At 30.3% G+C, this 21048-nt stretch carries 20 protein-coding genes, 1 pseudogene and 1 riboswitch; of the genes and pseudogenes, 13 read left to right on the forward strand and 8 right to left on the reverse strand.

Annotation, left to right across the window (positions count from 1 at the left end; all coding sequences use genetic code 11):
• Positions 1-3: 3 nt before the first annotated feature.
• From FQB35_RS04265 to metA, 7 genes are all read left to right on the forward strand, one after another.
• Complete coding sequence (locus FQB35_RS04265) at positions 4-864, forward strand: DUF421 domain-containing protein (protein ID WP_148808791.1); 861 nt, start codon at positions 4-6, stop codon at positions 862-864.
• Positions 865-878: 14 nt separating this feature from the next.
• A complete protein-coding gene (spoVAC, locus tag FQB35_RS04270; RefSeq protein ID WP_148808792.1) occupies positions 879-1358 on the forward strand; it encodes a stage V sporulation protein AC in 480 nt (159 codons plus the stop codon).
• Positions 1359-2360, forward strand: a complete 1002-nt coding sequence (gene spoVAD / locus FQB35_RS04275; RefSeq protein ID WP_148808793.1) for a stage V sporulation protein AD — start codon at positions 1359-1361, stop codon at positions 2358-2360.
• Positions 2361-2375: 15 nt separating this feature from the next.
• On the forward strand, positions 2376-2729 hold the full coding sequence (gene spoVAE, locus FQB35_RS04280) for a stage V sporulation protein AE (protein WP_148808794.1): 354 nt from the start codon (positions 2376-2378) through the stop codon (positions 2727-2729).
• A gap of 237 nt (positions 2730-2966) precedes the next feature.
• Positions 2967-6404, forward strand: coding sequence for a pyruvate carboxylase (locus tag FQB35_RS04285; RefSeq protein ID WP_148808795.1), 3438 nt, complete (start codon positions 2967-2969; stop codon positions 6402-6404).
• Positions 6405-6495: 91 nt separating this feature from the next.
• Positions 6496-6607, forward strand: a riboswitch (SAM riboswitch).
• 102 nt (positions 6608-6709) lie between these two features.
• Entirely contained in the window at positions 6710-7987 is a 1278-nt protein-coding gene (locus tag FQB35_RS04290; protein WP_148808796.1) for an O-acetylhomoserine aminocarboxypropyltransferase/cysteine synthase family protein, read from the forward strand.
• 27 nt (positions 7988-8014) lie between these two features.
• The gene (metA, locus tag FQB35_RS04295; protein WP_148808797.1) at positions 8015-8932 is read left to right on the forward strand and encodes a homoserine O-acetyltransferase MetA; all 918 of its coding nucleotides are present in this window, start codon (positions 8015-8017) and stop codon (positions 8930-8932) included.
• 34 nt (positions 8933-8966) lie between these two features.
• Here the strand turns inward: metA and FQB35_RS04300 are convergent, their stop codons facing one another.
• Complete coding sequence (locus FQB35_RS04300) at positions 8967-10712, reverse strand: flavocytochrome c (RefSeq protein WP_207707344.1); 1746 nt, start codon at positions 10710-10712, stop codon at positions 8967-8969.
• 149 nt (positions 10713-10861) lie between these two features.
• Here FQB35_RS04300 and FQB35_RS04305 point away from each other — a divergent pair, with 149 nt between their 5' ends.
• Positions 10862-13204 (forward strand): ATP-dependent DNA helicase, encoded by a 2343-nt coding sequence (locus tag FQB35_RS04305; RefSeq protein WP_148808798.1) that lies wholly within the window; start codon positions 10862-10864, stop codon positions 13202-13204.
• 13 nt (positions 13205-13217) lie between these two features.
• Complete coding sequence (locus FQB35_RS04310; protein ID WP_148808799.1) at positions 13218-13880, forward strand: B3/B4 domain-containing protein; 663 nt, start codon at positions 13218-13220, stop codon at positions 13878-13880.
• Positions 13881-13920: 40 nt separating this feature from the next.
• Here FQB35_RS04310 and hsp18 read toward each other — a convergent pair whose 3' ends face one another.
• On the reverse strand, positions 13921-14364 hold the full coding sequence (hsp18, locus tag FQB35_RS04315; RefSeq protein ID WP_148808800.1) for a heat shock protein Hsp18: 444 nt from the start codon (positions 14362-14364) through the stop codon (positions 13921-13923).
• Between the two features lie 193 nt (positions 14365-14557).
• Here hsp18 and FQB35_RS04320 point away from each other — a divergent pair, with 193 nt between their 5' ends.
• The 3 genes from FQB35_RS04320 (at position 14558) to FQB35_RS04330 (ending at position 15873) form a co-directional block, all read left to right on the forward strand.
• Positions 14558-14881: a cupin domain-containing protein gene (locus FQB35_RS04320; RefSeq protein ID WP_148808801.1), complete on the forward strand. Its 324-nt coding sequence runs from the start codon at positions 14558-14560 to the stop codon at positions 14879-14881.
• Positions 14882-14894: 13 nt separating this feature from the next.
• Positions 14895-15572 carry a nitrite/sulfite reductase domain-containing protein gene (locus tag FQB35_RS04325; RefSeq protein WP_148808802.1) on the forward strand — a complete coding sequence of 226 codons (678 nt, stop codon included), beginning with the start codon at positions 14895-14897 and terminating at the stop codon, positions 15570-15572.
• 115 nt (positions 15573-15687) lie between these two features.
• A complete protein-coding gene (locus FQB35_RS04330; RefSeq protein ID WP_148808803.1) occupies positions 15688-15873 on the forward strand; it encodes a DUF1858 domain-containing protein in 186 nt (61 codons plus the stop codon).
• Between the two features lie 106 nt (positions 15874-15979).
• Here the strand turns inward: FQB35_RS04330 and FQB35_RS04335 are convergent, their stop codons facing one another.
• From FQB35_RS04335 to FQB35_RS04360, 6 genes and pseudogenes are all read right to left on the reverse strand, one after another.
• Positions 15980-16813: an ABC transporter permease gene (locus FQB35_RS04335; protein ID WP_231701854.1), complete on the reverse strand. Its 834-nt coding sequence runs from the start codon at positions 16811-16813 to the stop codon at positions 15980-15982.
• A pseudogene (locus FQB35_RS04340) lies at positions 16803-16991 on the reverse strand (spermidine/putrescine ABC transporter ATP-binding protein); the annotation flags it as partial. The pseudogene FQB35_RS04340 and the gene FQB35_RS04335, both read right to left, overlap by 11 nt.
• A 49-nt stretch (positions 16992-17040) precedes the next feature.
• Entirely contained in the window at positions 17041-18657 is a 1617-nt protein-coding gene (locus FQB35_RS04345; RefSeq protein WP_148808805.1) for a recombinase family protein, read from the reverse strand.
• Positions 18658-18744: 87 nt separating this feature from the next.
• Positions 18745-19335 carry a nuclear transport factor 2 family protein gene (locus FQB35_RS04350; protein ID WP_148808806.1) on the reverse strand — a complete coding sequence of 197 codons (591 nt, stop codon included), beginning with the start codon at positions 19333-19335 and terminating at the stop codon, positions 18745-18747.
• A gap of 35 nt (positions 19336-19370) precedes the next feature.
• Entirely contained in the window at positions 19371-19739 is a 369-nt protein-coding gene (locus FQB35_RS04355) for a DUF898 family protein (RefSeq protein WP_148808807.1), read from the reverse strand.
• Between the two features lie 505 nt (positions 19740-20244).
• Complete coding sequence (locus tag FQB35_RS04360; RefSeq protein WP_148808808.1) at positions 20245-20595, reverse strand: helix-turn-helix domain-containing protein; 351 nt, start codon at positions 20593-20595, stop codon at positions 20245-20247.
• Positions 20596-20759: 164 nt separating this feature from the next.
• On the opposite strand from FQB35_RS04360, the gene FQB35_RS04365 reads away from it, so the two are divergent.
• The gene (locus tag FQB35_RS04365) at positions 20760-20996 is read left to right on the forward strand and encodes a helix-turn-helix domain-containing protein (RefSeq protein ID WP_148808809.1); all 237 of its coding nucleotides are present in this window, start codon (positions 20760-20762) and stop codon (positions 20994-20996) included.
• Positions 20997-21048 lie beyond the last annotated feature (52 nt).

Raw genomic sequence — 21048 nt, forward strand, 5'->3', positions numbered from 1 at the left:
GGTATGAAAAATTGGATTGAGATACTTATAAGATCTATAGGATTATTTTTTATTACTTTTGCTGCTGTTAGAATTATGGGAAAAAGGCAAATAGCTAAAATAACACCTTTTCAATTTGTTTATTATACAGTAATTGCTATTTTATCTGCATTAATTTCAGTGAATCTTATTAAAAATTTAGCATTTGGATTAATTTCTTTAGGGGTTTGGGTATTATTTCCAATAATATTCGATTATCTATCATTAAAAAGTAAGTATTTTCATGACTTAATAAATGGAAAGGAAACCATTTTAGTAAAGCAAGGAAAAGTGATGGAAGAAAATCTAAGTCAGGTAAGAATTACTGGGGAAGAGCTTTTAAGGGAATTGCGTGCTAAGAATGTTTTTAATTTGGCAGATGTTGAATTTGCGATAATGGAAGCAACTGGTGAAATGAATGTATTGTTAAAATCAGATAAAAAACCTGTTACACCACATGATTTAGGAAAACAAGTAGCACCTCAAAGTGAACCGCAGACGGTCATTTTAGATGGAAATATATTAGATGAAGCATTAAGTAACATAGGACTCAATCAAGGTTGGTTAAAAACCCAATTAAATGCCTTAGGAGTACCTTTAAATAATGTTTTTATAGGACAAGTAGATGCTTCAGGTGATTTATACATTGACTTATTTGATGATAGCATACAAGTTTCTCAACCGAAAGTGAAAGAATTATTATATGCAAATCTTGAAAAAATTCAAGCAGATCTTATTACTTTTTCTTTAGAAACTCAAAATCAAAAAGCAAAATCTATGTATACTAATGATGCAAATAAACTTCAAGAAGTAATCCATAAGCTAAAACCTTATTTATTACATTAGAAGGAGATTTATCTATGTCTAGTAAAAAAAATAAAAAATTAACACTTACACAACAAGAATATCAAGCATTTGCAAAAGCTAGAGAACCAAAACGAAAAGTATTACGAAATATTTTTAGAGCATTCTTAGTTGGAGGAATCATTTGTACTATAGGTCAAGGATTACAGTGGCTCTTTATAAACTACTTTGATTTTACAGAAACAACAGCAGGAAATCCTGCTACAGCTGTTTTGATTATTATTTCCGTTTTGCTTACAGGACTGGGTGTGTATGATAAAATCGCACAATGGGCTGGAGGAGGAACAGTAATTCCAGTTACAGGTTTTGCTAATACGGTAGCTTCTGCTGCTATTGAACATCGTAGTGAAGGATATGTATTAGGTGTAGGTGGAAATATGTTTAAATTAGCTGGTTCTGTGATTGCTTATGGCGTTTTTTCTGCTTTTATAGTTGCACTTATAAAAATTATAATACAATGGTTAGGGGGGATGTAAATGTTAAAAGGACATCAAACATGGAAGTTTGATTCTAAACCTGTCATATTAGCATCGGCTGCAGTTGGAGGACCCTTTGAAGCACAGGGAAATTTAGCAAAAGATTTTGATATTCTTCATGAAGATTTATGGCTAGGGCAAGATAGCTTTGAAAAGGCAGAAAAAAAAATGTTAGAACAAGCTTGTGAAAAAGCAATCGAAAAAGCAGGAAAGAAAAAAGAAGATATCCAATTCTTTATAAGTGGAGATTTGATGAACCAAATTATTTCTAGCAGTTTTACAGCCAGAACTTTGGGAGCACCATATCTAGGGATTTTTGGTGCTTGCTCTAGTTCTATGGAAGGATTGGCATTAGGTTCTTTGCTGATTGATAGTAAAAGTGCAGCATATGTTATAGCTGGAGCATGCAGTCACAATGCAGCAGCTGAAAAACAGTTTAGATACCCAACAGAGTATGGATCTCAAAAACCACCTACGGCTCAATGGACTGTAACAGGAGCAGGAGCTGCATTATTAGCAGTAGCTGGTGATGGACCTAGAGTTACTTCTGCAACAATTGGAAGAGTAGTTGATATGGGAATTTCCGATCCTTTTAATATGGGAGCAGCAATGGCTCCAGCAGCTGTTGATACTATTGAGGCACATTTTAGAGATCTTAATATAGATCCATCATATTATGATTTAATTGCTACAGGAGATCTTGGAGATGTAGGCCATAGAATTGCTGGGGACTTATTAATAAAGCATGGATTTAAAATTCCAAAAGAAATATTTACAGATTGTGGAATAATAATATATAAAGAGGATCAAAAGGTTATGGCAGGTGGAAGTGGTTGTGCATGCTCAGCTGTTGTAACTTATGGACATATTCTTAATCGAATGAGAAAAGGTGAATTAAAAAGAGTACTTATTATAGCAACAGGAGCTTTAATGTCTCCTATGTCATATCAACAAAAAGAAAGCATACCCTGTATTGCCCATGCAGTATCCATCGAAATGTAGAAAAGAGGTGTTTTTATGGAAAAATTTATCTGGGCTTTTGTTGTGGGTGGAGCAATATGTGTAGTTGGACAAATTTTGATGGATGTATTCAGGCTTACTCCTGCACATACAACGAGTACATTGGTTGTAGTAGGAGCAATACTTGGAGGCTTAGGACTTTATGAACCATTAATAAAATTTGCAGGTGCAGGAGCTTCTGTACCAATATGTAGCTTTGGAAATGCATTGGTAAAAGGTGCTTTAGCAGAAGCAAAAAGGCATGGGATTATTGGTGTGCTTACAGGTATTTTTGAAGTTACCAGTGCAGGAGTTTCTGCTGCAATAATATTTGGATTTATGGGAGCTTTGATTTTTAAACCAAAAGGTTAATAACAAAAAATGATTAAAATAATATAATAAAAAAGCAGGGAACTGCCTGCTTTTTTTAAGTATGTGTTATTGAATTTATTTAAAATGCTAGAAAAATATAAATTGTATAATAAGAAAATATTTTGAAAAAATGCTTGTCTAAACTTCAAAAATATTATAAAATCTTATAATTATAAGCGAATATTTATACAAACGCGGATGGATATGGTCCGTTAAATTATGGAAGTGAGGGATTGTATGAGGAAATTTAAAAGAGTATTAGTAGCCAACAGAGGAGAGATTGCAATAAGAATTTTTAGAGCGTGTAGTGAGCTAGGGATTCGAACAGTAGCTATTTATTCTGATGAAGACAAAAACTCTCTTTTTAGAACAAAAGCTGATGAGTCATATTTAATAGGAAAAAATAAAGGACCAGTTGAAGCTTATTTAAATATTGAAGAAATAATTAAAATTGCACTGAAAAAAGGAGTAGATGCAATACATCCTGGATATGGATTTTTATCAGAAAATACGGAGTTTGCTAGAAGATGTGAAGAAGCAGGAATTGAATTTATCGGACCTAATTACAAGATGATGGAGCAGTTAGGAGACAAGATAAAGTCTAAATTAGTAGCAAATCGTGTGGGTGTTCCAACAATTCCAGGTGTAGAAAAGCCAGTTACATCAGATGAAGAAGCAATAGAATTTGCAAAATATTGTGGGTATCCTGTGATACTTAAGGCTGCTGCAGGAGGCGGCGGAAGAGGTATGCGTATTGTAAGAGATGAAAAGGAACTACTTCAGGAATTTTATAGTGCAAAAAATGAAGCAAAAAAAGCATTTGGAATAGATGATATATTTATTGAAAAATATCTTGAAAAGCCAAAACATATAGAAGTACAAATATTAGGAGATAAATATGGAAATATTGTACATTTATATGAAAGAGACTGCTCTATTCAAAGAAGGCATCAGAAGGTTATTGAGTTTACTCCTGCTCTTTCTATTTCAGAAGAACAAAGACAAAAGATATGTAATGATGCTTTAAAAATTGCAAAGGCAGTAAATTACAGAAGTGCTGGAACTGTTGAATTTTTAGTAGATATGCATGGAAATCATTATTTTATTGAAATGAATCCTAGAATTCAAGTTGAGCACACTGTTACAGAAATGGTTACAGGAATTGATATTGTACAAAGCCAAATTTTGGTTGCACAAGGATATGCCCTTGATTCTAAAGAAATAGGAATAAAATCACAAGATGATATAAGTTTAAGAGGATACTCTATTCAGTGTAGGGTGACAACAGAGGATCCATTAAATAATTTTGCACCAGATACAGGAACAATAGATGTTTATAGAACAGGTTCTGGGTTTGGTATAAGACTTGATGGAGGAAATGGATTTACTGGATCTGTAATAAGCCCTTATTATGATAGTCTTTTAGTAAAGGTTATTTCACATGCAAGAACTTTTGAGGATGCAATAAGTAAAGTAAATAGAGCAATAAGGGAAATAAAGATTAGAGGTGTTAAAACAAACATTCCATTTTTAGTAAATGTTCTAAATCATGAAGAGTTTAAGAAGGGACAGTGTGATACTGGATTTATTTCAGATAATCCGGAATTATTTGATATAACACCAAAGGCAGATAAAGAGCTTAGAGTTTTAAAATATATAGGAGAAAAAGTAGTAAATGAAACAAAAGGAAATAAAATAGAATTTGACGTACCAGTTGTTCCAAAAGTAAAACGTCCAAAAGACTTAAAAGGAACTAAGCAAATTTTAGATGAAAAAGGACCAGAAGGTCTTGTAGAATGGGTTAATAAACAGAAAAAACTATTATTAACAGATACAACTATGAGAGATGCTCATCAATCTTTAATGGCTACAAGAGTAAGAACGAAAGATATGGAGAAAATATCAAAAGCTACATCTGTTTTGGCAAAGGATTTATTTTCTCTAGAAATGTGGGGAGGAGCTACATTTGATGTTGCTTATAGATTTTTAAAGGAATCTCCATGGGAAAGACTAGAAATCATTAGGAATAAAGTGCCGAATATATTAATGCAAATGCTTATAAGGGGTTCAAATGCAGTAGGATATAAAAATTATCCAGATAATGTAATTAGAGAATTCATAAAAGAATCTGCAAATAGTGGAATAGATGTATTTAGAATATTTGATTCTCTTAATTGGCTAAAGGGCATGGAAGTTGCAATTGATGAAGTGTTAAAGAGTGGAAAAGTTGCTGAAGCATGTATCTGTTATACAGGAGATATTTTAGATGAGAGAAAAGATAAATATACACTCGATTATTATGTAAAAATGGCAAAAGAAATAGAAAAAACAGGTGCACATATTTTAGGAATAAAAGATATGTCTGCACTATTAAAACCTCATTCAGCTTATAAATTGATTAAAGCATTAAAAAATGAAATTAGTATACCTATTCATCTTCATACACATGATACAAGTGGAAATGGTGTTGCAACAATATTAATGGCAGCAGAAGCTGGTGTAGATATTGTAGATACTGCTTTTAACAGTATGGCAGGGCTTACAAGCCAGCCTGCACTAAATTCAGTTGTTGCAGCTTTAGAAAATACGAAAAGGGATACAGGGCTAGTACTCGATGACATTCAAAAGATTGCTGATTATTGGGCAGATGTAAGACCTGTTTATAGTCAATTTGAATCTGGGTTAAAATCAGGTACAGCAGAAATATATAAATATGAAATACCTGGAGGACAGTATTCAAATCTAAAACCTCAAGTAGAAAGCTTTGGATTAGGTCATAGATTCAATGAAGTAAAAGAAATGTATAAGACAGTAAATGAAATGTTTGGAGATATAATTAAGGTTACACCATCATCTAAGGCAGTAGGAGATATGGCAATTTTTATGGTTCAAAATGATTTAACTCCTGAAAACATTTATGAAAAGGCTGTAGATTTGGCATTTCCTGATTCAGTAGTTGCATACTTTAAAGGTATGATGGGGCAACCAATGGGAGGATTTCCAAAAAAGCTTCAAAAACTTGTATTAAAGGGAGAAGAGCCAATTACTACTAGACCAGGGGAACTTCTTGAACCAGAGGATTTTGATAAAATAGAAAAACATTTAAAAGAAGAATTTGAAATAGATCCTACTAAAAAAGATTTACTAAGCTATGCATTATACCCTAAGGTATTTGAAGAGTATTTAAAATACGTAAAAGAGCATGGAGACTTTAGTAGAATGGGTAGTGATATTTACTTCCATGGATTAAGTGAAGGAGAAACTTGTCAGGTAGAAATTGCTGAGGGAAAAGTATTAGTAATCAAGCTTTTAGAGATTGGTAGATTAAATGAAGAAGGTTATAGAACCGTTCTATTTGAAGTAAATGACAGCAGAAGAGCGGTAAAAATTTATGATAAGGATAGTAGTGTTGTAGCAAAAGAAGCAAATTTTGTTCAAATGGCTGATCCTTCTAATCCATTAGAAATAGGATCAAGTATTCCTGGAACCCTTATAAAAGTTCTTGTAAAACAAGGCGATAAAGTTAAAGAAAATCAAATTGTTGCAGTCGTTGAAGCAATGAAGATGGAGACAAATATTACAGCACCAGCTGATGGTGTGGTAGAATCTGTAATTGCGAAGGAAGGTCAGCAGGTAGATGCAGGAGAATTATTGATAAAACTTAGTGAAAAATGATTTATATAAGCAGGTGGTTTTTAGAAAATAAAAAACATTGACAAAAATTAAAAAATCATATAAAATAATTTTAATTTAATATTCTATCAATTTTTCATCAAGAGAGATGGAGGGACTGGCCCTATGAAATCTCGGCAACCTTCAAATGTTAAGTTTGAAAAGGTGCCAATTCCAGCAGAACAATTTGTTCTGACAGATGAAAAAGACGAGATTTTATATTAAGAGAATATCTTATTATTATCAAAGTCTTCTCCATTTGTCAGGAGAAGACTTTTTTATTATTTATATTATTAGGAGGGATAAAAATGAAAGAAGCTTGGAAAATAACAACTTTAGCAGTGCAGGGAGGCTACTCACCAGATGCTACTGGATCAAGAACATTGCCAATTTATCAAACTACAGCTTTTGAATTTAAGGATGCAGATCATGCAGCAAAATTATTTGATTTAAAAGAAGCTGGAAATATCTACTCCAGAATTACAAATCCTACAGTCTCTGCATTTGAAGAAAAGATTAGCTTATTAGAGGGAGGTGTAGGGGGGCTTGCAACAGCTTCTGGGCAAGCAGCTATTACCATAGCCATATTAAATATCTGTCAAGCAGGTCAGCATATAATTGCAGCTAGTACATTATATGGAGGAACATATACTCTTCTTGGAACCACACTTAAGAAGTTAGGAATCAAAGTAACTTTTGTAGATCCACAAGATTCTATAGAAAAAATTAAAGAAGCTTTTAGACCAGATACAAGAGCTATATATGCTGAAACGATTGGAAATCCAGGGTTGAATATATTAGATTTTGAAAAATTCAGCAAAATAGCTAAAGAGCATGAAGTTCCTTTAATTATTGATAATACTTTTGCAACTCCATACTTGTGTCGTCCAATAGAGCATGGAGCAAATATTGTTATTCATTCAGCTACCAAATATATTGGCGGGCATGGAACGAGCCTAGGAGGAATTATTGTAGATGGTGGAAACTTTAACTGGGATAATGGTAAATTTCCAGAACTTACAAAACCAGATCCAAGTTATCATGGTATAAAATATGTAGAAGCATTTGAAAATAGAGCGTATATTGTAAAAGCACGAGTACAGTTGTTAAGAGATATTGGGCCTTGTATAAGTCCATTTAATGCATTCTTACTAAATACTGGATTGGAAACATTACCTCTTAGAATGAAACAACATAGTGAAAATGCGCTGCAACTTGCAAAATACTTAGAGAGAAATGAAAAAGTAAAATGGGTAAAATATCCAGGGCTTGTTAGTCATCAGAGCTATTCGAAAGCAAAGAAATATTTTTCTAATGGTGCAAGCGGTATATTAACATTTGGTATCAAAGGAGGAATAGAAGCAGGTAAAAGCTTTATTAACAATGTTAAGTTAGCATCTTTAGTAGCTAATGTAGGAGATACTAGAACATTAGTTATTCATCCAGCTAGTACAACTCATGCTCAGTTAACAAAAGAAGAGCAACGATCTTCAGGAGTAACGGAAGATTTGGTGAGAGTATCTGTAGGAATTGAAGATATAGAGGATATTATAAATGATTTTGAACAAGCATTAAGTAAAATATAAAAAACATGAAAATGGAGGTGTATAGATATGCCAGTAATAATTCCTGAGAGTCTTCCAGCAACGGAAACTCTTTTAAATGAAAATATTTTTGTTATGAATGAAGTGCGAGCTTTGCATCAAGATATTCGTCCATTAAAGATTGCTATTTTGAATTTAATGCCGACAAAAATTGAAACGGAAACACAGTTGCTTCGTCTTATTGGAAATACGCCTTTGCAAGTAGAAATTGTTTTATTACGGTCTGAAATATACAAGTCAAAAAATATTTCTGAGGAGCATCTGAGTACATTTTATAAGAAATTTACAGATATAAAAGACAAAAAATTTGATGGCATGATTATAACAGGAGCTCCAGTAGAACAGCTTTCATTTGATGAGGTTGCATATTGGGAAGAATTGAAAGAAATTATGGATTATGCAAAAAGGAATGTTACATCAACACTTTTTATTTGTTGGGGAGCTCAAGCAGGATTGTATTATTATTATGGGATTCCAAAGTATGAATTAAAAGAAAAAGTATTTGGAGTTTTTTCGCATAAAATAAATAATAAAAAATCAAAACTTTTAAGGGGCTTTGATGATGTATTTTATGCACCTCACTCACGACATACTGAAATAAGAAAGAAAGATATAGAAAATATTTCTGAACTTGAAATTTTATCTGAATCAGAGGAGGTTGGTGTCTATATTGCTGCAACAAGGGATGGTAGACAGATTTTTGTAACAGGACATTCAGAATATGATCCGTATACATTAAAAAAAGAATATGAGCGTGATGTAGAAAAAAAACTACCTATTGCTATACCTAAGAATTATTTTACAGATAATGATCCTTCAAAAGAACCTATTGTAAGATGGAGAGGACATGCAAATTTATTATTTTCAAATTGGCTAAATTATTATGTATATCAAGAAACACCATATGATATTAATTTAATAAGATAAATAATTTAATCCGTGTGAATTCACACGGATTAAATTATTTTAAGTTTTCAAAAGCACTATCTCCTGCAATTTTCCCAAATACAGTTATATCTGTTAAGGAGTTACCACCTAATCTATTGGCACCATGAATACCACCTGTAACTTCCCCTGCTGCATATAAGCCTTTTATGATTTTTCCAGAATTATTGATAACTTGAGCTTTTTCATTTATTTTTATTCCTCCCATAGTATAGTGAACTGCTGGGGCAACCTTTATACCATAAAAGTTTGGCTTTTCTATTTTTATTTTTATTGATTTTTTATGAAAATCTTTATCTTCTCCTAATTTAACGTATTCATTATACTGCTTAACTGTTTCTTGTAATTGTTCTGGATCTATCTCTAAAGAAGATGCTAAGTTTTTCAAAGATGTAGCTTCAGTTAGTAGACCTTCATTGTAATATTTTTCTATTGCTTTTAAGCTTTTTCTTATATTTTCATCAAATATTAAATATGCTGCTTTTCCTTCTTGAGATAGTTCTGCTTGAGAAACTACATCACGAGTTTCTAGCTCATTTACAAATCTTTTTCCTGCTTTATTTACTAATATAGCTCCATTACCTCTTACAGCTTCTGTTATAAGATGGTTTGTGTTAAAAGCTACCGTTGGATGGATTTGAATCTGATCCATATCTACTAAAGCAACATCTAAATCTTTTAATAAATTTATTGCATCGCCTGTAGCACCTGGACTGTTGGTAGTGCCAAAGTTTTTTAAATCTTTTCTATAAGCTGTTATCATATCTTGATTTGCTCCAAAGCCACCAGTTGCTAATATTACTGATTTTGCATATATATTATAGGTATTTCCATCAATGTTTTTAACACCTATTCCTATGACTTTATTTCCATCATATAATATTTTTTCAGCTTTTGTGGCTATTTTTATATGAACACCATTATTTTTAGCTGCCTTTTCTAGAGTATCAAATAATTTGTCTCCTACAGGAGCTCCTCCTTTCGGTCTGTGGGCTCTATCTACGCTAGAACCACCTAGTCTTCCTACATCTGATAAGTCCATACCAAGGTTAGTGAGCCAATCTACTATTTTAGAAGAATTTTTAGCTAATATATTTACTAAATCTACATTATTTTTATATTTTCCTCCTTTTAAGGTATCTTCTAAAAATTTTTGAGGGCTATCTTGTATTCCTTTTTCTTTTTGAAATACTGTTCCTGCTGCATTCAAACCACCTGTGGCAAATTTTGTATTTCCTCCAAGTATTGGCAATTTTTCAACTAATATAACATCAGCTCCATGAGCGCTTGCTGTTATTGATGCAGTTAAGCCTGCACCTCCACCGCCTACAACTACAACATCTGTATATATATCTTTAAGTTTGTTTTTTTGAGATTTATTTACTACGGTTGATAAGGTTATTCCAGCTTTATCTATTGCATCTGAAATAGCACTTTTTATATCCTTACTACTTCTAGTAGCTCCAGCTACATCATCAACAGCTAAACTATTATTTTTCACTACATTTTTTGCAATAAATTCAAAAACCTTTTGAGCCATTTTTGATTCTTTATTTTTTAAAATTTCAATATTAGTGATTTTTCCATCATCTATGGATAAAGCTACTTTGACTTTTCCGTTTTTGCCCATAGCTTCACCAATGTATTTTCCTTTTAAGTCGATATGTTTTGTATCTTGCATATGTCTATATCCTATTACAAATATAACAAGTAAAAGACCTATTATTAAAAATACTATTGTTTCTTTTGTTTGTCTTTTCATATCTGTCCATCTCCTTCTTTTTATGATTTTAAAAAGAACATTTTATTTTAATTATACTATAATCTTTTTCAAATGTTTATTTTGTTTATCTATAGTGTGTTAAAATATGTAGTATATAATAATTAATATAAAAAATAAGGTTGATAAATATGGATACAAAACATAAAGTAAAAATTTCAATCAGAGATTTGGTAGAGTTTATTCTTCGCTCTGGTAATATTAGTACAAATTTTTCAGGGAGTAGCAGAGCTGTTGAAGGAACAAAAGCACATAAAAAAATACAGAAAGCTAGTAAAGAAAAATATGAAGCAGAGGTTACTTTAAAATTAAGTCTAGATTACAAGGATTTTATATTGGAAGTTGGAGGAAGAGCCGATGGAGTTATTTGTGATAATGGCGTTGTAACTATTGATGAAATTAAAACTACTGTGGCTCCACTTGAGATAATTGATGAAAATTTTAACCACCTACATTGGGCTCAAGCTAAATGCTACGCATACATATATGCTAAGCAATATGAACTTGATAGTATTAACATCAGATTGACGTATTATCAACTTGATACTGAAGAAATAAAATATATAGATAAAACTTTTACCTTTGAAGAACTTAGAGTATTTTTTTACGATATTACAGATAAGTATTCTGTATGGGCTAAAATGATTTTAGATTGGAAGGCTAAGAGAGATGCTTCTATTAAGAGATTAGAATTTCCTTATAAAGCTTATAGGAAAGGACAACGTGAATTAGCAGTAGCAGTTTATAAAACAATTGCAAATGGTAAAAAACTCTACGCTCAAGCACCAACTGGTATAGGAAAAACAATATCCACAATATTTCCTTCTATTAAGGCAGTTGGGGAGGGGTTAACTTCAAAAATATTTTATTTAACTGCAAAGACTATTACACGTACTGCTGCACAAGATGCGTTTGAACTGATGAGAGAAAATGGATTAGAGTTTAAAACTATAACTCTTACTGCTAAGGAGAAAATTTGCTTTTGTGATGAAACTAATTGTAATCCAGATACTTGTGAATATGCACGAGGCCATTTTGATAGAGTAAATGATGCAATTATGGATATATTAAAGAACTCTAATGAATTGACGAGAGAAACTATAGAACGATATTCTAGAAAGTATAACGTATGCCCTTTTGAGTACTCATTAGATTTAACATCTTGGGCTGATGCAGTCATATGTGATTATAATTATTTATTTGATCCTAATGTTTCTTTGAAAAGATTTTTTTCAGATACAGGTGGAGACTATACTTTTTTGATTGATGAAGCACATAATTTAGTGGATAGGTCAAGAGAAATGTTTTCGGCAGAGCTTTATAAGAAGCCTATTTTAGAATTGAAAAAAGCTACTAGAGATAAGAAACCTAAACTTTCAAAAGCTTTAGACAAAATAAATAAGTTCATGCTAAAAATGAAAAAAAACTGTAATGAATTATACTATATAAGCAAGGAAAGCCCAGATGGTATATATGGATTATTAATGAAGTTTATAAAAGAGGCAGAAGAATGTCTGCTTAGAGAAAAAGAATTAGAAGAATATGAAGAGTTACTTCAGTTATATTTTGATGTTCTTATGTTTATAAAGATATTGGAATTATATGATGAAAGATATATAACTTATGTTGAAAAAATAAATAATGATGTAAAGATAAAACTATTTTGTATAGATCCATCATATTTACTAAGTGAGGTATTAAAGAAGGGGAAAGCCACAGTATTTTTCTCAGCTACATTAATACCTATGAATTATTATCACAATATATTAGGTGGAAAAGAAGATGATAAATTTATACGGTTAGATTCTCCGTTTGATGTAAATAATAGATGCTTATTAATCGCAGGGGGTGTTTCTACTAAATATCGTCAAAGGGAGATGAGTTATTCTCATATTGTAAGTTTTATAGGTCGAGTTATTGAAGAACAAAAAGGCAATTATTTAGTTTTTTTTCCTTCATATAAATATATGAATGCTGTTTATGAAATGTTTAATAAAGAATACCCTGATATAAATACGTATATTCAAGAGCCTTCTATGACTGAATATGAGCGTGAAGATTTTTTAAAATTATTCAAGCCAAATCCTAAAAGTAATACATTAGGATTTTGTGTATTAGGAGGAATATATTCTGAAGGTATTGACCTTAAAGATGATAGGCTTGTTGGTACTATTATAGTGGGAGTAGGATTACCACAAATGTGTTTAGAAAGAGATATTATAAAGGATTATTTTCAAGATAAAAATAATATGGGGTATGAGTATTCTTATATGTATCCTGGAATGAATAAGGTTTTACAGGCAGCTGGAAGAGTAATTAGGTCTGAAACGGACAAGGGTGTAATACTATTGATAGATGAAAGATTTACATATAGCAGTTACAAAAAATTGTTTCCAAAAGAATGGTTTCCTTATATCAATGTAAATGAAAATAATATAGGAAGATGTATTAATGCTTTCTGGAATAAGAAATAAGGAGGAGATAAAAATGATAGATATTCGAATCTCTAGTGAATTAAAGGAAATTTGTCCAAATATAGCGTTAGGATGTATACAAGCAAAAGTAAGTTTAGAAAAAGATATGAAAGATTTGTGGAACGAAATTAATAGTGTTTGTGAAGAACTTAAAAATAAAATAACCTTACAGGAAATATCTAAGTTACAAAATATAAAAACATCAAGAGAAGTATATAAAAAATTAAGAAAAGATCCTACAAGATATAGATTATCTTCAGAATCTTTATTAAGAAGAATCATAAAGGGAAATGAACTATATAAAATAAATAATATTGTAGATATAAATAATCTAATTTCAATTACTTCATACTATTCTGTTGGATCTTACGACATAGATAAATTAAAACCGCCTATCATCTTTAGCATTGGAAAAGAAGGACAACCATATGAAGGCATTGGAAGAGGACAGATTAATATTGAAAATTTGCCAGTACTTACTGATGAAATAGGACCTTTTGGCAGTGCTACAAGTGATTCAGAAAGAGCAATGATTACAATGCAAACAAAAAATGTCTTTATGAATATTATTTCATTTAATGGAAAAGACCAGTTGATGAAGTATATAGATTATGGAATAGAGCTTTTAGAAAAATATGCAAAAGCAAAAGAAACTATGAGCAAGATTATAGAATAACCCCTAAGTTTAGGGGTTATTTTGGAAACAAGATAGTATACTAGTGAATATCTATTTTTCTTTTGTGAACTTTTGACTTTTCTAATTTTGGTAAAGTAATTTTTAAGACTCCATTTTTAAAAGAAGCATTTATTTTTTCTTCATTTACATTGTCAATATAAAATCTTCTTTTAAATTCACCATAACTTCTTTCACGTCTTACATAGTTATTATTTTCATTTTCTATAGTTTCTTCTCTTTTAGCACGAATTGTTAAATAATTATTTTCATAGTCAATATCAATAGCTTCTTTATTAATACCAGGTAAATCAGCTTCAATTGTATATTCGTTTTCTGTCTCTTTTAAATCAACTTTAAAAGCATTGCCAAAAGTAATCATTGGAGCAAAAAAATCATCATCAAAAAAGTTATTGAAAAGCTGATTAAAATAATCATTTCTTTTTTCTAAAGAATTGTTTCTTTTAAAAGGAACCATACCAAACATTAAAAAAGCCTCCTTATAGTTTTTGTTTACTTAATTATTTTAACCAAGTATATTTTAATTTATGATACTGGTAAAAATATCCTAAAAATTTTTTGAAAGCATTTTGTGATGCAAATCATATTTTATGGAGAAAATAAAGTTTATAATAAAAACAAGAATTAAGAAAAAAAGAAATTGAAAGTGAGGAGTTATAATGATTGAAAAGGTATTTAAATATAGTGTTACAGATGAAAAAGTGGTGGAGAAGATTATCATGGATGAGAATATTAATTATATCCATATGGTTTTTAATAAAAACCAAGGACTACCAGAGCATTTTTCAAACTCAAATGTTTATATGACAGTACTCAGAGGTACATTATCGATAAGACTAGATGAACAAGATGTACATGAATATAGAAAAGGTGATATTTTACAAATACCATATAATACAAAGATGAATGTAAACAATTTACATGATGAAGTTTTAGAATTGATTGTAGTTAAAGCCCCAGCTCCTATAAATTATAAAAAATAAAGGAGTGCTTATTATGATGAAAGCACCAAAATATGCAGTTCTTCAAAAAATAAGGGAAGGTAAAAGGACTTATGGGATTACTCCACGTATTCCTGGAGGGTTTATTAAACCAGATCAGTTAATGCATATAGCACAAGTAGCAAAAAAGTATAATGGCATTATAAAAATAACATCAGGACAAAGAATTTCAATACTGGGTTTAAAACCTGAAGATGTTGATAAGGCTTGGAAAGATCTTGATATGGAACCTGGTGTTTTATCACCTTATTCTGTTAAGAATGTAGAAATGTGCCCTGCATCATTTTGTAAAAGAGCCAAGCAGAATTCTTTAAAACTAGGTATGAGACTTGAAAAGAGATTTTATGGAGCATCAACTCCAAACAGAACAAAAATTGGAGTGGTAGGGTGTAGAAACTCTTGTACAAGTGCTTATTCAAAGGATATTGCAGTTATTGGAGATGTTGAGGGGTATATAGTTACAGTCGGAGGAAGTGCGGGTTTTTATCCAAGGATGCCAGATGTTGTAGCTGAAAAATTATCAGAAGATGAAGCTTATTATATGGTTGAAGCTATATATGAATATTACACGAGAGAAGCTGAGATGGGAGAAAAGTTAGGTCATTTTATCGATAGGATTCATTTTGAAAAATTCAAAGAGGGTGTTGAAGAAATATTTAAAGAAAAGATCTAAAGAGAGGCTGATTACAATTAGTAGAGTTTTAGGAGCTATTTAGAATATACTCATAATTTAAACAAAGATTAAAGTATGAAATATCAAAAAAATAAGTTATATGGAGGTTATAAATATGAAAATAACAAAGGACACTTTAATTAGTGATGTGTTAAAAATGAATCCTAAGGCTGCTGAAATTTTAATAGAATTTGGAATGGGTTGTCTAGGCTGTCCATCATCTCAAATGGAGTCATTAGAACAGGCAGCAGAAATTCATGGGATAGATCTTGAAAAATTATTAGAAGAATTAAACAAATAGAAAATATCTAAGTGGGTGTTTTGAGACTGTTAAAAAATGAACTTTTTTAACAGTCTCAGACCTTAGATTCAATTTTTTTTTATTGAATGATTTTATGTGTTTATTTTTATTTCATTAATCTTTTCTCTAGATAAGCTACTCCTTGATACATAAGTGCTGCCAATATGGCTAGTATAATGACACTTGTCATAACTAAATCAAGTTTAAAGACTTGACCACCGTAAACAATCAGATAGCCGATTCCTGCTTGAGATACTAAAAATTCTCCAACGATTACACCGACCCATGATAGACCAACATTTATTTTAAGAGCGTTTATTATAGTAGGAATGCTTGCAGGAATGATTACCTTTTGCAGTATCTGAATTTTTGTAGCACCAAAGGTTTTAAGCATTTTGATTTTGTCTTTATCAACTTCCTTAAATCCTCCGTATACTCCTAAGATGGTAACTACAATAGATACAGTCATTGCAGTAACAATTATACCAGTTATTCCTGCACCTGCCCATAATATAATAATTGGTGCTAAAGCTGTTTTTGGTAATGCATTTAGTATAACCATGTATGGATCAAGAACTTTAGAAATAAAGTCAGACCACCATAGAAGAATGGCAATAATAGTTCCTGAAAAAGTTCCTAATAAAAACCCTACAATGGTTTCAAAAGAACTTATGCCAATATGTTTAAAAAGTGAACCATCTTTAGCAAGTTTTAAAAATAAATGCCACATTTGAGAAGGATAACTAGTAAGAAAGGTATCAATCAATTTTAATCTTGCTGCAATTTCCCAGAGAACAAAAAATATCACAATCAAAGCTATTTGTGTAATAAAAATTACTTTTTTTCTTTTCCTATGTTTACAAAGAAAATCAATATGTTCATGAGAAAATTTATTGTTTATATTTTTAAACTGTGTATTACACATTATTTTATCTAACATGCACATCAAGCTCCTTCCATATTGTATTAAAATAATGTCTAAACTCGGGAGCTTCTCTAGATGAAAGAGGTGTTCTTTCGTTTTCAAGGGTTAAGTTTATTGTATGAATACTTTTGACAAATGCAGGTCTTTTAGACAATACAATAACGCGATCTGCCATAGATATGGCTTCTGCTATATACACAAAATGGCTACCATGTTTAATTTAAAACATAGTAGCCATTCTATTATTTCTGGCAAAATATATTTATTTCAATTTTTTCTCCATCCCATGTAATACTATCAATAATCTGCTCTAATATTTTTTTCTGCTCATCAATTGTTAAATTTTCAAAATCAGTTGCAAATTTACGAATAGAAGATTCTACTAATTCTAGATTCATCTGCTCAAGCAGAGTAGATTCTTGTACTTCATCCATGTTATTAATTTTTTTCTTAATATCAGTTATTTTATTATCTAAAGCTTCTATTTGTTGAATTATATATTTTGAAGCAGTAGAATTTGCATTTTTAGCAAGTTGCATTGTTAGATTATTGATAGATTCTTCATATTTTTTAAGTTCTTTTTGAAGTCTATTTTTTTCAGATTCATGAGATTTTGTTAGATGCTTAATATTATCTTTTTTTCTAGCGAGCTCTTTGTAGAGTTTATTTTCATCAAAAGCTAATTTTTTAATTTCATTAACTATAAGATCATCTACAACCTTACCATTTACATTAGGTATATCGCATTTTGATTTTCTAGAACGTTCTTTTAACAAGCATCTATAATAATAGTTTTTAACTTCTCCATTTACTGTTTTGTAAGATACTCTCATTTTAGAACCACAATTATTACATCTTAAAAGTCTTGTTACAAGACCATATTTACCTGTGCCAGCTCTAGGAGCTTTGCTACTATTTTTATTTAATATATTTTGTACCTTAATCCAATCTCTGGAGGCAATAATACCTTCGTGTTTACCAACAGCAATAATCCATTCCGATTCATCTTTTCTTACAACCTTAGTTTTTTTCTTCTGATTGTGTTTATTAAATACCATGAGACCATGTTTATTATCAAAATCAAATAAAGGAGCTGCTACGTCAGCATTAAGGTTTTGAAAGTATTCATAGATAATATCATCAGCTATACAATATACTGGATTAGTAAGAATTAATTTTAATGCACTTTTATCAAAATTATTTCTATTTTTAGTAGTTATACCATTTTCTAGTGTCCAACTTTCAAGCTTGGTAAGGCTTTGGAATTCTAGGTATTTATTATATATTTTTTTCACTAATTCCAGTTCTTTAGATATAGGAGCTAGCTTATAAGCTTTCCTTTTAACTAAGTTTTCGTCATGATATATAATAGCTTCACTTTTATACCCTGTAGGGGTTTTACCACCTAGCCAACGTCCAGAGCGTGCTAGTTGATACATGTTATCTCGAATACGTTCAGCAATAGTTTCTCTTTCTAATTGAGCAAATACAGAAGATATATACATCATAGCACGACCCATAGGAGTAGAAGTATCGAATTGTTCTTTTATAGAAACGAAGCTAATGTCATTTTCTTCAAGAAGCTCCATAGTAGAAGAAAAATCAGATATGTTTCTACTGATACGATCAAGCCTATAACATATTAATATATTGAATTTCTTTTTCTTTACATCTTTTATAAGTCTTTGAAATTCAGGACGATCTACATTGCCCCCAGAAAATCCTTCATCTTCATATACTAAAAATTCATCAATATTAAAATGTTTTTGCGCATATTCTTTACAAAGTTCTATTTGGTTTTGTATAGATTCACCTTTTCCAGTAAATTTACTTTTTCTACTATATATTGCTGCTTTCATATTATCACCTTTCTAGGTATTGTTACATTAATTATATGATTTTTAGAGAAAAAATAAAAGCTACCTGAAAGTAGCTTTGAAATTAAATTAATTACCAAAGGCTTTAGCCATTTCTATTAAATTTCCAGTAATTGCATTTACTAAATCTTCATCAGCTTTAATTATCCAAGAATTATCTTGTTTCACAAGATGTATATTCACATTCTTTTTAACCATAGGAATGTCTTCACTATTTATTTTATCAAGAAACATTGTTTCTATCATAGAATCCATTTTGTCTTGATTATTATTTTCACTAAAAGCATTAGACAAAGCTAATGTAAAAGCTTCTTGTATTAATTCCCTTGTTACTTTACCTAGATTTGGTACAGTTATTTCAGTTTCAACAACAGCAGTGTCATTTTCTATTTTAGTATTGATTATATTGTATTTAAGTTTGCTAAAAGTTTTTATAAAAGCTTTTGTAAGTTTTTCATCTTCTTTTTCTTCAAAATCTTTTTTTATTTTCTCCATACTAAAATTTTCGCTATCTATTATGTAATTCATAGCTTCTGTAAAGTTTCCACTTTTATATGAATCTAAAAAAGACTTTACTGTATTCTCAGGTTTAGGACCTGAACAAGCAACAGTTAGCATTGTTAATATTGCAATTAATAAAAAACTAATAATTTTTTTCATTAGAAATTCCTCCAAAAAATTAATTTAAGATAATATTAAGCAAATTTTGTATTTTTCACAACCCATTTTTTAATGGCAATATTAGCCCAAAATCCATAAATACCTAAAGTAATAAAACATAATAGTAAAATTTTAATCCATTGACCGAACAATCCCATTGCTGTTCCAGTAAATTTTAGTCTCCTACCTTCAATAACTGTGTGTTCTGCAATCCATCTTTCTTTTAGGCATACAGCCCATGGTAAACATATTCCAGCAGTGAATACAGTAATTAAAAAGCCTAATATACTTATTCCGACAAGACCAAGTAAACCACCATCAAAATATGATTCTGAAGCAGAAGATGATGTTTGTATATTTGTATTAATATTATTAATGTTTATATTCATATCTGCATTTGTCATCCTTTCGTCACCTCCTTTTCCAAAGCAAATTATATAATAATTATTATGTCAAAATCCTCAAAATATTGTCGAAAGCTAATGTTTTTTAATATTGTCGAAACATACAAGAAAAAGGCGAACGATAACGCTATAGTGGACATTTTTTTTGGTACAATAGTATATGCAGTAGGCCTACAAAAAATTTTTTGTGTTATTCATACGATTTTTAGAACAACACAAACATAGTATTTGCAATGGTTGTAGCGTTGTTGTATAATACAATTACAAATTTGGTATTGAATACCATAAGAGGTAGTAGTATAATTTAAACAGAACATGTGTTCGATATAAATACAAAAACGCCTCGCCATGTAGAATAAGGGGGAATATATAGTGAAAAATACAGAAACTAAAGAAATTAATATCGACGTACCTTATCTAAAGGATTTAAAGATAAAAAATAATATAATTATAAATTCTAAACATAAAAAATAACAACTGATCTTTTGATCTAGTTGTTATTTTTTTAGGTATGTTTTTTTAAAACATCAAGTATTTTTTTGATGTCTTCGGGTGGAATTTCTTTATCTTGCATTTCTTTTGCTAATGTTAAGTATTCAACCCCTATATTGCGAAGTTCTTTTGGAACTTGATCTCCTGTAACCCTTATTACATCAGGATCATCTACAATTCCTAATAAATAATCTGTAGAAACATTGAAATAATTAGCAAGAAACTTTATTGTATTTGTATCTGGGTCTCTTCTTCCTTGTTCATACATACCTATTGTACTTGGTGATACATTTAATAGCTCAGCTAATTCCTGCTGAGTTATTTTCTTTTTACTTCTTAAGTGTTTCAATCTACTACCAAACATAAATATCACCTCTAAAACATTTTAACACATAATGTGTTGATAAAAAATATTTCACACAAAAAGTATAAAAAAGCATTTGACATCACACAATAAGTGTAGTAATATTAAATTAACGAATCACACTTAAAGTGTAGAAAGAACATTACTAGTGAGGAGGTGTTTTAGTGCAATCTCAAGAACGATTAAAAAAGTTTAGAGAAAATAAAAATCTAAATAAAGAACAAATGGCAAGTTTACTAGATATTTCAACATCATTCTACGAGAAAATAGAAAAAGGAGAAAGAAATCCTAGTTATAATTTTATTAAAAAATTTAAACGTAAATTCCCAGAAGCAGATATAAACTATATTTTTTTTAACATACTACTACACGAAAAGTGTAAAAACAAAACTACTGCCTAACTATATTTTCTCACACTTAACAACACAAAAATAGCTGTAAATTTTGGCAAAG

Origin of the sequence: Crassaminicella thermophila (genome assembly GCF_008152325.1) — a bacterium.
GTDB classification, from domain to species: Bacteria; Bacillota; Clostridia; order Peptostreptococcales; family Thermotaleaceae; genus Crassaminicella_A; species Crassaminicella_A thermophila.

What these genes read in the sequence shown, in the direction of transcription:
- FQB35_RS04305 (WP_148808798.1), top strand. Translation starts at nt 10,862, where the DNA reads ATGGATACAAAACATAAAGTAAAAATTTCAATCAGAGATTTGGTAGAG.
- FQB35_RS04325 (WP_148808802.1), top strand. Translation starts at nt 14,895, where the DNA reads ATGATGAAAGCACCAAAATATGCAGTTCTTCAAAAAATAAGGGAAGGT.
- FQB35_RS04330 (WP_148808803.1), top strand. Translation starts at nt 15,688, where the DNA reads ATGAAAATAACAAAGGACACTTTAATTAGTGATGTGTTAAAAATGAAT.
- FQB35_RS04300 (WP_207707344.1), bottom strand. Translation starts at nt 10,712, where the DNA reads ATGAAAAGACAAACAAAAGAAACAATAGTATTTTTAATAATAGGTCTT.
- spoVAD (WP_148808793.1), top strand. Translation starts at nt 1,359, where the DNA reads ATGTTAAAAGGACATCAAACATGGAAGTTTGATTCTAAACCTGTCATA.
- FQB35_RS04350 (WP_148808806.1), bottom strand. Translation starts at nt 19,335, where the DNA reads ATGAAAAAAATTATTAGTTTTTTATTAATTGCAATATTAACAATGCTA.
- FQB35_RS04320 (WP_148808801.1), top strand. Translation starts at nt 14,558, where the DNA reads ATGATTGAAAAGGTATTTAAATATAGTGTTACAGATGAAAAAGTGGTG.
- metA (WP_148808797.1), top strand. Translation starts at nt 8,015, where the DNA reads ATGCCAGTAATAATTCCTGAGAGTCTTCCAGCAACGGAAACTCTTTTA.
- spoVAE (WP_148808794.1), top strand. Translation starts at nt 2,376, where the DNA reads ATGGAAAAATTTATCTGGGCTTTTGTTGTGGGTGGAGCAATATGTGTA.
- FQB35_RS04355 (WP_148808807.1), bottom strand. Translation starts at nt 19,739, where the DNA reads ATGACAAATGCAGATATGAATATAAACATTAATAATATTAATACAAAT.
- FQB35_RS04285 (WP_148808795.1), top strand. Translation starts at nt 2,967, where the DNA reads ATGAGGAAATTTAAAAGAGTATTAGTAGCCAACAGAGGAGAGATTGCA.
- hsp18 (WP_148808800.1), bottom strand. Translation starts at nt 14,364, where the DNA reads ATGTTTGGTATGGTTCCTTTTAAAAGAAACAATTCTTTAGAAAAAAGA.
- FQB35_RS04310 (WP_148808799.1), top strand. Translation starts at nt 13,218, where the DNA reads ATGATAGATATTCGAATCTCTAGTGAATTAAAGGAAATTTGTCCAAAT.
- FQB35_RS04360 (WP_148808808.1), bottom strand. Translation starts at nt 20,595, where the DNA reads ATGTTTGGTAGTAGATTGAAACACTTAAGAAGTAAAAAGAAAATAACT.
- FQB35_RS04290 (WP_148808796.1), top strand. Translation starts at nt 6,710, where the DNA reads ATGAAAGAAGCTTGGAAAATAACAACTTTAGCAGTGCAGGGAGGCTAC.
- FQB35_RS04335 (WP_231701854.1), bottom strand. Translation starts at nt 16,813, where the DNA reads ATGTTAGATAAAATAATGTGTAATACACAGTTTAAAAATATAAACAAT.
- FQB35_RS04265 (WP_148808791.1), top strand. Translation starts at nt 4, where the DNA reads ATGAAAAATTGGATTGAGATACTTATAAGATCTATAGGATTATTTTTT.
- FQB35_RS04345 (WP_148808805.1), bottom strand. Translation starts at nt 18,657, where the DNA reads ATGAAAGCAGCAATATATAGTAGAAAAAGTAAATTTACTGGAAAAGGT.
- spoVAC (WP_148808792.1), top strand. Translation starts at nt 879, where the DNA reads ATGTCTAGTAAAAAAAATAAAAAATTAACACTTACACAACAAGAATAT.